At 59.0% G+C, this 12,377-nt stretch carries 7 protein-coding genes; 1 reads left to right on the top strand and 6 read right to left on the bottom strand.

Annotated elements, in window-relative coordinates:
• Positions 1-6 precede the first annotated feature (6 nt).
• From pyrG to rlmD, 4 genes are all read right to left on the bottom strand, one after another.
• Complete coding sequence (pyrG, locus tag CWM54_RS12455) at positions 7-1,644, bottom strand: glutamine hydrolyzing CTP synthase (protein ID WP_061153499.1); 1,638 nt, start codon at positions 1,642-1,644, stop codon at positions 7-9.
• A gap of 279 nt (positions 1,645-1,923) precedes the next feature.
• Entirely contained in the window at positions 1,924-2,715 is a 792-nt protein-coding gene (mazG, locus tag CWM54_RS12450) for a nucleoside triphosphate pyrophosphohydrolase (protein ID WP_061153498.1), read from the bottom strand.
• Between the two features lie 412 nt (positions 2,716-3,127).
• Positions 3,128-5,365, bottom strand: a complete 2,238-nt coding sequence (relA, locus tag CWM54_RS12440) for a GTP diphosphokinase (protein ID WP_061153497.1) — start codon at positions 5,363-5,365, stop codon at positions 3,128-3,130.
• A 121-nt stretch (positions 5,366-5,486) separates the two neighbouring features.
• Positions 5,487-6,791: a 23S rRNA (uracil(1939)-C(5))-methyltransferase RlmD gene (rlmD, locus tag CWM54_RS12435; protein WP_100680788.1), complete on the bottom strand. Its 1,305-nt coding sequence runs from the start codon at positions 6,789-6,791 to the stop codon at positions 5,487-5,489.
• Between the two features lie 112 nt (positions 6,792-6,903).
• Between rlmD and barA the strand changes: the two genes are divergently transcribed.
• The gene (gene barA / locus CWM54_RS12430; protein WP_100680787.1) at positions 6,904-9,654 is read left to right on the top strand and encodes a two-component sensor histidine kinase BarA; all 2,751 of its coding nucleotides are present in this window, start codon (positions 6,904-6,906) and stop codon (positions 9,652-9,654) included.
• Positions 9,655-9,811: 157 nt separating this feature from the next.
• Here the strand turns inward: barA and CWM54_RS12425 are convergent, their stop codons facing one another.
• Complete coding sequence (locus CWM54_RS12425) at positions 9,812-10,951, bottom strand: glycerate kinase (RefSeq protein ID WP_100697306.1); 1,140 nt, start codon at positions 10,949-10,951, stop codon at positions 9,812-9,814.
• 72 nt (positions 10,952-11,023) lie between these two features.
• Entirely contained in the window at positions 11,024-12,364 is a 1,341-nt protein-coding gene (gudD, locus tag CWM54_RS12420) for a glucarate dehydratase (RefSeq protein WP_100680786.1), read from the bottom strand.
• Positions 12,365-12,377: the final 13 nt, after the last annotated feature.

Raw genomic sequence — 12,377 nt, 5'->3', positions numbered from 1 at the left:
ACTCTTTTACTTCGCCTGACGCTTCTGGTACTCGCTCGCGGCTTTCACAAAGCCGGCAAACAGCGGGTGGCCGTCACGCGGCGTCGAAGTAAACTCCGGGTGGAACTGGCAGGCAACAAACCACGGATGGTTCGGCACTTCGATGATCTCGACCAACTGATCATCCCCGGAACGGCCCGCAACGCGCAGACCAGCAGCTTCAATCGGTTTCAACAACATGTTGTTGACTTCGTAGCGGTGACGATGGCGCTCGGTGATAGTCGGCTCGCCATACAGCTGACGAACCAGAGAATCATCATCCAGCTGGCACTGCTGCGCACCCAGGCGCATGGTGCCGCCAAGATCGCTCTTCTCAGAACGAACCTCAACGTTGCCTTCTTCGTCACGCCATTCGGTAATCAGCGCCACCACCGGGTACTTACAGTCTGGCACAAATTCCGTAGAGTTGGCGTTTTCCATGCCCGCTACGTTGCGCGCGAATTCAATCAGCGCAACCTGCATACCCAGGCAGATGCCCAGATAAGGAATATTGTTCTCACGCGCATAGCGCGCGGTGGCGATCTTACCTTCTACACCGCGGTAGCCGAAGCCGCCCGGGATAAGGATCGCGTCCAAATTCTTAAGGATTTCGACGCCGCGCGTTTCCACATCCTGCGAATCGATCAGCTTGATGTTGACGGTCACGCGATTTTTCAGACCACCGTGTTTCAGCGCTTCAATCACCGACTTGTAGGCATCCGGCAGTTCAATGTACTTACCGACCATACCGATGGTGACTTCGCCTGCCGGATTGGCTTCTTCATAGATTACCTGTTCCCATTCGGCCAGGTTTGCTTCCGGACAAGTTAAGCTGAATCGTTTACAAATATAATCGTCCAGCCCCTGAGATTTCAACAGGCCCGGAATTTTATAAATGGAATCGACGTCTTTCAGAGAAATCACAGCCTTTTCCGGAACGTTACAGAACAAAGCAATTTTCGCACGTTCGTTGGCCGGAACTGCGCGGTCTGAGCGGCAGATCAGGATATCTGGCTGAATACCGATGGAGAGCAGCTCTTTCACGGAGTGCTGGGTCGGCTTGGTTTTGACTTCGCCCGCGGCGGCCATGTACGGCACCAGGGTCAGGTGCATAAACAGGGTATGCTCGCGGCCGATTTCTACCGCCATCTGACGAATGGCTTCGAGGAACGGCAGGGATTCGATGTCGCCTACAGTACCGCCGATTTCCACCAGCACCACGTCATGGCCTTCGCCACCCGCCAGTACGCGCTCTTTGATAGCGTTGGTGATGTGCGGGATAACCTGAACGGTCGCGCCCAGATAGTCACCACGACGCTCTTTACGCAGTACATCAGAGTAGATACGGCCGGTGGTGAAGTTGTTGCGACGCGTCATCTTGGTACGGATGAAACGCTCATAGTGGCCCAGGTCCAGATCGGTTTCTGCGCCGTCTTCAGTAACGAACACTTCCCCATGCTGGATTGGGCTCATGGTGCCCGGATCGACGTTGATGTACGGATCCAGTTTCATGATGGTCACGTTGAGACCACGGGCTTCAAGAATGGCTGCCAGGGAGGCTGCGGCAATGCCTTTACCCAGAGAGGATACGACCCCGCCGGTCACAAAAATATAGTTCGTTGTCATGCTGAACCTGAGAAGTTAGGGTAAAACGATGGAATAACCAGGACGGGAAAGTAGTATACCCGAACATGCGTGACGCCACAAACTTTCATTCTCCCCTCCCCTTCGTTCTTCAAGTTGCACCTGTGTTGCGACTCGAACAACTCGAAGAGGCAGGCTACATGGTGTTTCAACGACATAACGGAAAGAGAAAATAGACGCTTTTGGCGAAATGTTTTTGACGTAAATCAAGCGCTTGTTATTTATAAAATCACACAAATCGCGCTTGATCACGAAAACTCGTTAGAGATCAGTTTCCTGGCGCTTTACTTCCTGCCACACTTCTTCCATGGTATCGAGGTCGACACCGGTCATTTCGAGGCCGCGGGCGGCGACAATGCGCTCGACTTCACGGAAGCGACGCTCAAATTTGAGGTTCGCTTTCTGCAGCGCGACCTCGGCTTTGACGCCCAAATGACGGGATAAATTCACCGTGGCAAACAGCAGGTCACCGACTTCCTCTTCCAGTTTCGCTTCATCCACTACCGCCTGCTGCGCTTCATGCATCACTTCATCAATTTCTTCATGCACCTTGTCGAGCACCGGTCCCAGCGAGGTCCAGTCGAAACCCACTGCCGAGCAGCGGCGCTGGATTTTATGCGCGCGCATCAGCGCCGGCAGGCTATGGGGAATGTCGTCCAGCGCCGAATGCTGGGCTTTTTCCGCCCGCTCCGCGCTTTTGATCTGCTCCCAGCGGGCCAGGACTTCGCTGCTGTTTCCTGCGGTAGCATCAGCGAAAATATGGGGATGGCGGCGCTCCAGCTTGTCGCTGATGGCGGCGCAGATATCGTCAAAGTTAAAGCGTCCTTCTTCCTGCGCCATTTGCGCATAGAACACCACCTGGAACAGCAGATCGCCCAGCTCACCGCGCAGGTCGTCAAAATCCTCTCGCGAAATGGCGTCCAGTACTTCATAGGTTTCTTCGAGGGTATACGGGGCGATGGTGGCGAAAGTCTGCTCTTTATCCCACGGGCAGCCGTTTTCCGGGTCGCGCAGGCGCTTCATAATGCCTAGCAGGCGGTCGATTTGGGTCATGTGAGGATCCTGGAAATGTAAAAAATGGTAGAAATTGATATCGGTTTGCAACTTTTGAGCCCGGGAAAAGCGTTTTTCACGTGTGACTCCAGCGTACTTTGCGCTCCCGGTGAATGTTCTGCCATATGTCTCCTGTGGTACAGGGAGCGCACAGGGGGCGGCCAGTCGCCGCCGCCCCCTGTACCCCCAGGCTCCGGCCAGCAAAATCGCCACTTCGTGGTGCCTTCGACTTATCCCTGCAGGCTGCGGGTCGGGCCGAGGCAGCGTCCCTGCAAAACACGGCCCTCAGCCCGCATCCATGCGGGCTGCCCCTGCCTTCCGGGAACGTCTCAGCGATTTTGAGGCCGCCAACTCCGGCAGTTTCAGCAGCTATTGCCCCGGCGGTAATTCATTGACCTGGCCTGGAGAGGACTTAACCGCCGTGCAGACGGCGCGCGTCAATGACATCGGGCACCTGGTTCAGCTTACCGAGCACCCGGCCCAGCACCTGCAGGTTGTAAATCTCAATGGTCATATCGATGGTTGCCAGCTGCTGACGGGTATCACTGCGGCTGGCGACACCCAGCACATTCACCTTCTCATTGGCGAGGATGGTGGTGATATCGCGCAGTAAACCGCTGCGATCGTTCGCCTCCACCCTGACCACCAGCGAGTAGCCCGCCGAGTAGCTTTCACCCCATACCGCATCGACGATGCGCTCCGGGGCATGCGACTGCAGTTCAGCCAGCTGATCGCAGTCGGCGCGATGCACGGAAATCCCGCGCCCCTGGGTGATAAAGCCGACGATCTCATCGCCCGGGATCGGCTGGCAGCAGCGGGCAATATGGTGCATCAGGTTGCCTACCCCTTCCACCACCACCCGGCCATTGTCCTTGGTGCGGTTCTGTGGGGCGTAGGTTTTCTGCTGCAGCTGCTTCAGCGCGGCCGCATCCTGCTCAGCGGCGCTCGGTTTATTGAACTGCGCCTGCAGGAAATTGACCATCTGGTTGAGACGGATATCGCCGCCGCCGATGGCGGCCAGCAGTTCATCGAGCTCGTTGAAGTTGTAGCGCGGCAGCAGGTGTTTTTCCGCATCCTTAAGGCCGATGCCCAGATGCTCCAGCTCGTCGTCGAGGATCTGCCGCCCGGCGAGAATGTTCTTGTCGCGGTCCTGCTTACGGAACCAGGCGTGGATCTTGGAGCGTCCGCGGCTGGTGGTCACGTAACCGAGGTTAGGATTCAGCCAGTCACGGCTCGGGTTCGGCTGCTTCTGAGTAATAATTTCAATCTGATCGCCCATCTGCAGCTGGTAGGTGAACGGCACGATACGGCCGCCAATTTTGGCGCCGATGCAACGATGGCCGACGTCGCTGTGGATATGGTAGGCAAAGTCGAGCGGCGTCGACCCCGCCGGCAGGTCCACCACGTCGCCTTTCGGCGTAAAGACATAGACCCGATCGTCGAAGACCTGACTGCGCACTTCGTCGAGCATTTCGCCAGAGTCGGCCATCTCTTCCTGCCAGGCAATCAGCTTACGCAGCCAGGCGATGCGGTCCTCATAGCCACGGCCACCGCCGGTGCCCGCTCCCGCGCCCTCTTTGTACTTCCAGTGCGCGGCCACGCCAAGCTCAGCATCTTCATGCATCTGCCGGGTGCGAATTTGAATCTCCACCGTCTTGCCGCTCGGGCCCAGCACCACGGTATGAATAGACTGATAGCCGTTGGGTTTCGGGTTGGCCACGTAGTCATCGAATTCATCCGGCAGGTGACGATAGTGGGTATGGACGATCCCTAGCGCGGCGTAACAATCCTGCAAACGCTCGGCCACGATGCGCACCGCGCGAACGTCAAACAGCTCGTCAAACGCGAGGTGTTTTTTCTGCATTTTGCGCCAGATGCTGTAGATGTGTTTCGGCCGGCCATAGACTTCCGCCTTGACGCCTTCGGCTTTCATCTCCGAGCGCAGGTGGCCGACGAACTCGTCGATGTAATGCTCACGGTCGATACGACGTTCGTGGAGCAGTTTAGCTATACGCTTGTATTCTGCCGGATGCAGATAACGGAAGCAGTAATCTTCCAGCTCCCACTTCAGCTGGCCGATACCTAAGCGGTTCGCCAGCGGCGCATAGATATTGGTGCACTCTTTCGCCGCCAGTACGCGTTCATCTTCCGGCGCGTCTTTGACCTCGCGCAGATGCGCGATCCGCTCAGCAAGCTTGATGACCACGCAACGGAAATCGTCAACCATCGCCAGCAGCATGCGGCGAATGTTATCCACCTGCTCGGAAGATACCGAGTCGGTATGGGTGGCTTTTAACTGGCGGATAGCGGCCATGTCCCGCACCCCGTGAATCAGGGTCACGACCGATTTACCCACGCTCTCCTGCATGACCTCTTCACTGACGACTTCACCGTCCGCCAGTGGGAACAACAGCGCCGCGCGCAGCGTATCGAGATCCATACTCAGGGTGGACAGAATCTCCACCATTTCGACGCCACGCCACAGCAGCAGGTCTGCCTGCGGGTGTCCTTGCGTTTTTTCGCGACAATAATCCCAGGTTTCGGCTAAGCGCTCACACGACTGCTGGCTGGAAATCCCCAGACTCGCGATCCATTTCTTCGGGTCAAATTCACCAGCTTTATTAAGATGTGCACTTCTTACCGCAACCATTGTCCTCTCCTTAAGGGACCGGCCTGCCGAAGTCGGCAAGCCTCAACTTTCTACATGTCATCCTGCAGGTCGCGTCAGCATTGACGGCCAGGGTAGCTCTTCTGCGACGTTGTGAATGACCTTATGTAAGCCTGCGCTCAAACAACACCATTGATTCCAGATGACCGGTATGCGGGAACATATCCAGCATCGCCAGGCGTTGAATCTGATATCCAGCCTGCAACAGGGTTTCGCTGTCTCGCGCCAGCGTCGCCGGATTGCAGGAAACATACACCACCCGCCGCGGTGCCAGTTTTATAATATGCGGCATCACGCCCGGCGCGCCGGCGCGGGCCGGGTCCAGCAGCACTTTATCAAAGCCGTGCTTCGCCCAGGCCTGACGGGTGACATCCTCTTCCAGATTTTCATGGAAGAAAGTGACATTTGATAAACCATTGAGGGCGGCGTTTTCCCGCCCCTTTTCTACCAGCGCGGGCACCCCTTCCACCCCCACCACGTGGGCGGCGCGAGTCGCCAGCGGCAGGGTAAAATTGCCCATTCCGCAGAACAGATCCAGTACCCGGTCCTCTGGCTGCAGATCCAGCCATTCCAGCGCAGTACGCACCATCTGCTGATTCACGCCGTCGTTGACCTGGATAAAATCCCGCGGACTGAACACTAAGCGTAGTCCGTCTGAGGTATACCATGGCGCTTCGCCATGAATATGTTCCAGTATCTCGCTTTGCGGCGCGAGGTACAGGGAAAGACCGTGAGTTTGCGAAAAGCGTTCCAGTTTTTCCCTGTCGCCCGCTGGCAGGGCAGCGGTATGGCGCAGCACCATCAGCGGGCCGTTGTCCGCCTGCACCAGCTCGACGTGGCCGAGGTGGCGTAATGCGCTCAGCGCGCTTAAGCACTCGCGCACGGCAGGCAGCAATGCCTCAAGTTGGGGCACCAAAACAGGGCATTGCACCACATCGACGATCGCTTTGGCGTTGGCCTGGCGAAAACCCATCTGCAATTGTTGGGTCTTTGGCTGATAATTCAAGCTTAAGCGCGCGCGACGGCGGTAGCCCCACGGCACGCCGGCGATGACCTCATCCACCTCACGCTTCATCAGCCGCGCCAGCGCGGCGCGTTTACTTTGCTGCTGAAGCACGACGCTGGCATGCTGTTGTTGGCAGCCGCCGCAGACGCCAAAATGCGGGCAGCGCGGCGCCTGGCGCTGCGGGCTGTCGGTTAGACGGCGTTTCACCTGGGCGCGGGCGTACTGTTTTTTGTCTTCCACCAGCACCACCTCGGCCTGCTCCTGCGGCAGCACACCGCTCACGAACAGCGCCTTCCCCTGGTGGCGGGCAACGCCCTGACCAAAGGGATCGAGGTCATTGACTGTAACGGTTATGATCTGGCGCGTCGTCACACGCCGTTTTGCAGAGTAGAATTGCGCCATCGTAGAGAGTTGTCTCAATCAAATAAAACGAGCTCGTTCAGGGCGGCAGTGCCGCGAAGCGCACCGACGCGCACAGAACGATGATGTCTATATTCTCCCATAATGGAACCGCATGACCAACTACAGCCTGCGTGCTCGCATGATGATTCTGATACTGGCGCCAACCGTCCTGATTGGGCTGTTGCTCAGTATTTTCTTTGTTGCTCATCGTTATAACGACCTGCAACGCCAGCTGGAGGACGCCGGCGCCAGCATTATTGAGCCGCTGGCGGTCTCCAGCGAATATGGCATGAATTTGCAAAACCGCGAATCCATCGGCCAGCTGATCAGCGTCCTGCATCGGCGTCATTCGGAGATCGTGCGGGCCATCTCGGTGTATGATTCGCATAACCGGCTGTTTGTCACCTCCAATTACCAGCTCAACCCCAGCGAACTGCAGATCCCGAAAGGCGAGGCATTTCCCCGCCGTCTCAGCGTCATCCGCGACGGCGACATCATGATCCTGCGCACGCCGATCGTCTCGGAAAGCTATTCGCCCGATGAGTCCCCCGAATCTGACGCCAAAATGCCGGGCAATATGCTGGGCTACGTCGCGCTGGAGCTGGATCTGAAATCAGTCCGCCTCCAGCAGTACAAAGAGATTTTCATCTCCAGTGTGATGATGCTGTTCTGCATTGGCATCGCGCTGATCTTCGGCTGGCGCCTGATGCGCGACGTCACCGGGCCAATCCGCAATATGGTCAACACCGTCGACCGCATCCGCCGCGGACAGCTGGACAGCCGGGTCGAGGGCTTTATGCTCGGCGAACTGGATATGTTGAAAAACGGCATTAACTCGATGGCCATGTCGCTGGCGGCGTATCATGAGGAGATGCAGCACAACGTCGACCAGGCGACCTCCGATCTGCGGGAAACCCTTGAGCAGATGGAGATCCAGAACGTTGAGCTGGACCTGGCGAAAAAGCGCGCCCAGGAGGCGGCGCGCATTAAGTCTGAGTTCCTGGCCAATATGTCCCACGAACTGCGCACCCCGCTCAATGGGGTGATCGGCTTTACCCGCCTGACGCTGAAAACCGATCTCAACGCCACGCAGCGCGACCACCTGACCACCATCGAACGTTCGGCCAATAATCTGCTGGCGATCATCAATGACGTGCTCGACTTTTCCAAGCTGGAGGCCGGGAAGCTGATTCTGGAGAGTATTCCGTTCCTGCTGCGCACCTCGCTTGATGAAGTGGTCACCCTGCTGGCGCATTCCGCGCACGATAAAGGGCTGGAACTGACGCTGAACATTAAGAACAATGTGCCGGATAACGTCATTGGCGATCCGCTGCGTCTGCAGCAGATTGTGACCAACCTCGTGGGCAATGCGATTAAATTCACCGAGCACGGCAATATCGACGTGCTGGTGGAGCAGCGGGCCATCAGCAACTCGCGGGTACAGATCGAAATTCAGATCCACGATACCGGCATCGGCATCCCCGAGCGCGACCAGTCCCGACTGTTCCAGGCCTTCCGTCAGGCCGATGCCAGCATTTCACGCCGTCACGGCGGCACCGGGCTCGGGCTGGTGATCACCCAGCGTCTGGTCAAAGAGATGGGCGGCGATATTTCGTTCCACAGTCAGCCGAACCGCGGCTCCACCTTCTGGTTCCATATCAGCCTCGATCTCAACCCGAACGCCATTCCGGATATGCTGAACACCGACGGGCTGACGGGAAAACGTCTGGCCTATGTGGAAGCCAACGCGACGGCGGCGCAATGTACGCTGGAGATGCTGGCCGCCACGCCGCTGGAGGTGATCTACAGCCCTACCTTCTCCTCGCTGGCGGAAGCGCAGTACGACATTCTGCTGGTCGGCATCCCGGTCTCAATGCGCGATTTGTCGCCGCACCGGGAGAAATTAGTCAAAGCCTGCGCGATGTCTGACAACGTGCTGCTCGCTTTGCCATGCCATGCCCAGGTCAGCGCCGAAGCCCTGAAGCGCGACGGCGTCGCTGCCTGCCTGTTGAAACCGCTCACCACCACCCGTCTGCTGCCGGCGCTGGTGGCTACCAATCATGCGCCGGCTTCCGCGCCGTTGACGCAGGCCGACAGCCATAAGCTGCCGATGACCGTGATGGCCGTCGACGACAATCCGGCTAACCTGAAGCTGATTGGCGCCCTGCTGGACGACCTTGTGCAGCAGGTGATCCTCTGCGACAGCGGCCAGCAGGCCGTGGACCAGGCCAAGCGGCTGCAGATGGATCTGATCCTAATGGATATTCAGATGCCGGATATGGACGGCATCCGCGCCTGCGAGCTGATTCATCATCTGTCACATCATCAGCAGACCCCGGTGATTGCAGTCACCGCGCACGCCCTGGAGGGCCAGCGGGAGAAGCTGTTGAGCGCCGGCATGAACGATTATCTGGCGAAGCCGATTGAAGAAGAGAAACTGCACGCTCTGCTGCTGCGCTATCAGCCCGGCCTGCACAGCGTCGCTCCGGCGGCGCTACCGCCTGCAGAGCCGGTCATCGACCATAACCTGACGCTTGACTGGCAGCTGGCGCTGCGTCAGGCCGCCATGAAGCCGGATCTGGCGCGGGAGATGCTGCAGATGCTGATCGCCTTTATGCCGGAGGTGCGTAATAAAGTGGAAGAGCAGCTGGTCGGCGAGCAGCCGGAAGGGCTGGTGGATCTGATCCACAAGCTGCACGGCAGCTGTAGCTACAGCGGCGTGCCGCGGCTGAAAAAGCTCTGTCATACCCTGGAGAGTCAGCTGCGGGCGGGTACCGCCGCCGAGGATCTGGAGCCGGAGCTGCTCGAGCTGTTAGACGAGATGGATAATGTGGCCCGCGAAGCTTGCCGGATGGGAGTGTAAACCCCGGATAGCGGCGCTACGCGCCTCATCCGGGCTACGCCCTACGGTCCAGTACTCGGTTGGTAGCCCCGGTAAGCGTAAGCGCCACCGGGGACGGTTCCCGGATCGCGGTGCTACGCACCTTATCCGGGCGACAAATACCACTACGCCAGCCGGGTTACCGCTTACCGCCCATCTGCAAAACCGCGGCGACGTTACGCGCCGTCATCCGCAGGTTGGCGGCGGCATTGGCCAGCGCTTCATCCAGGGTACAGATGGTATATAACACGCTGAATACCGCATCCAGCCCGTGCTGATGCACCACCCCGACATCGGCGGTAAGGCTGCCGGCAATCCCAATCACCGGGACGTTAAAACGCTTCGCCACCTTCGCTACTCCCACCGGCACTTTGCCGTGGATCGTCTGGCTATCGATACGCCCTTCGCCGGTGATCACTAAATCGGCATCCGCCACCCGCGTCGCCAGCTGCAACGCATCGGTGACGATCTCAATGCCCGGGCGCAGCGTTGCGCCACAAAACGCATACAGCGCCGCCCCCATGCCGCCCGCTGCGCCGCCGCCTTCCAGGCTCAGCACATCGATATCTAAATCGCGGGCGATAATCCGGGCATAGTGCAGCAGGCCGCTGTCGAGGCGGTCGATCATCTGCGTCGTCGCCCCTTTTTGCGGGCCAAACACCGCGCTGGCCCCCTGCGGGCCGGTTAGCGGGTTGGTGACGTCGCAGGCAACCTCAATTCGGCAATCTGCCAGTCGTAGATCGAGTTCGCTAAGGTCGATACGCGCCAGCGTCTCCAGCGCGCCGCCCCCGGAGGCGATTTGCTGGCCGTCGGCGGTCAACAGTTTCGCCCCCAGCGCCTGCGCCATCCCGGCGCCACCGTCATTGGTCGCACTGCCGCCAATGCCAATAATGATCTGCCGCACGCCGGCGTCCAGCGCGTGGCGGATAAGCTCCCCGGTCCCCCAGGAGGTGGTTAGCAGCGGATTACGCTGCGCCGGCGGGACGCTCTCCAGCCCGCTGGCTGCCGCCATTTCGATAAAGGCGCACTGGCGATCGCCGGACAGCCCATAAAATGCCTCAACCGGTTCACCCAGCGGCCCGGTGACCGTCAGCGGAACCTGATGCCCGCCGGTCGCCGCCACCATGGCTTCCACCGTCCCTTCACCACCGTCGGCAACCGGCAGCTTGACGTACTCCGCGTCAGGATAAATCTCGCGAAAGCCTTGCTCTATCGCCGTGGCCACTTCCAGCGCGCTCAGACTCTCCTTCCAGGAATCCGGTGCGATCACTATTTTCATGTGCTGTCCTTACTCTGAGCCAACCCCTGGCGCTGTCGCGCAATGCCGGCCCCCGCAGAGGCCGGCGGCCATTTAGCGCACCATGCATGGACGCTTGTTGTCAAAGGTCCAGCCCGGGATCAGATACTGCATCGCCATCGCATCGTCGCGGGCGCCAAGACCATGTTTCTTATATAGCTCATTTGCCTGCATCACGCGGTCCATATCCAGCTCAACCCCCAGGCCCGGGGTACTCGGTACCTGCACCATACCGCCTTTTATTTCAAAAGGTTGTTTGGTCAGACGCTGGTTGCCCTCCTGCCAAATCCAGTGGGTATCAATCGCGGTGATTTTGCCCGGCGCCGCTGCCGCGACGTGGGTGAACATCGCCAGCGACACGTCGAAGTGGTTATTGGAGTGCGATCCCCAGGTCAGGCCGAACTCATGGCACATCTGCGCCACACGCACCGACCCCTGCATGGTCCAGAAGTGCGGGTCAGCCAGCGGGATATCCACCGACTGCAGGGACAAGGTATGGCCCATCTGTCGCCAGTCGGTGGCGATCATATTGGTCGCGGTCGGCAGGCCCGTCGCGCGGCGGAACTCGGCCATCACTTCGCGGCCGGAGAAGCCCTGTTCGGCGCCGCACGGATCTTCCGCATAGGCCAGCACACCTTTCAGCTGTTTACCTATCTGAATGGCTTCATCAAGCAGCCAGGCGCCGTTGGGGTCGAGGGTCACGCGCGCATCGGGGAAACGCTTCGCCAGGGCGCTGATCGCCTCAGCTTCTTCAAAACCGGCCAGCACGCCGCCCTTCAGCTTAAAGTCGTTGAAACCATATTTTTCATACGCCGCTTCCGCCAGGCGGACCACCGCATCCGGCGTCATCGCCTCTTCATGGCGCAGGCGATACCATTCGCACTGCTCATCCGGCTGGCTCTGATAGGCCAGCGGCGTGGCGTGGCGGTTGCCGACAAAAAACAGATAGCCCAGCATTTCGACTTCGCTGCGCTGCTGGCCATCGCCAAGCAGGGAAGCGACATTGACGCCAAGGTGCTGGCCCAGCAGGTCCAGCAGCGCCGCTTCAATCCCGGTTACCACGTGAATGGTGGTACGCAGGTCGAAGGTCTGCAGGCCGCGGCCCCCGGCGTCGCGGTCGGCAAACTGGTTGCGCACCGCGCCCAGCACATTCTTGTACTCGCCCAGCGTTTTGCCCACCACCAGCGGCGCGGCATCTTCCAGGGTCTGGCGGATTTTTTCACCACCGGGGATTTCGCCGACGCCGGTATGCCCGGCGTTATCTTTGATAATCACAATATTGCGGGTGAAGTACGGAGCGTGCGCGCCGCTCAGGTTCATCAGCATGCTGTCATGGCCGGCAACCGGGATCACCTGCATGGTCGTAACAACGGGCGTTGAAGTGAAAGTCGTCATAGCATCATCCTTT

This window comes from Klebsiella sp. D-Nf1 (assembly GCF_002810515.1).
Lineage (GTDB): Bacteria > Pseudomonadota > Gammaproteobacteria > Enterobacterales > Enterobacteriaceae > Klebsiella > Klebsiella variicola.
Note: the sequence above shows the minus strand (reverse complement) of the source record. Positions and strands in the feature narration are given on the sequence as shown.

Coding starts and splice junctions, on each gene's coding strand:
- pyrG (WP_061153499.1), bottom strand. CDS start 1,644: ATGACAACGAACTATATTTTTGTGACCGGCGGGGTCGTATCCTCTCTG.
- mazG (WP_061153498.1), bottom strand. CDS start 2,715: ATGACCCAAATCGACCGCCTGCTAGGCATTATGAAGCGCCTGCGCGAC.
- relA (WP_061153497.1), bottom strand. CDS start 5,365: ATGGTTGCGGTAAGAAGTGCACATCTTAATAAAGCTGGTGAATTTGAC.
- rlmD (WP_100680788.1), bottom strand. CDS start 6,791: ATGGCGCAATTCTACTCTGCAAAACGGCGTGTGACGACGCGCCAGATC.
- barA (WP_100680787.1), top strand. CDS start 6,904: ATGACCAACTACAGCCTGCGTGCTCGCATGATGATTCTGATACTGGCG.
- CWM54_RS12425 (WP_100697306.1), bottom strand. CDS start 10,951: ATGAAAATAGTGATCGCACCGGATTCCTGGAAGGAGAGTCTGAGCGCG.
- gudD (WP_100680786.1), bottom strand. CDS start 12,364: ATGACGACTTTCACTTCAACGCCCGTTGTTACGACCATGCAGGTGATC.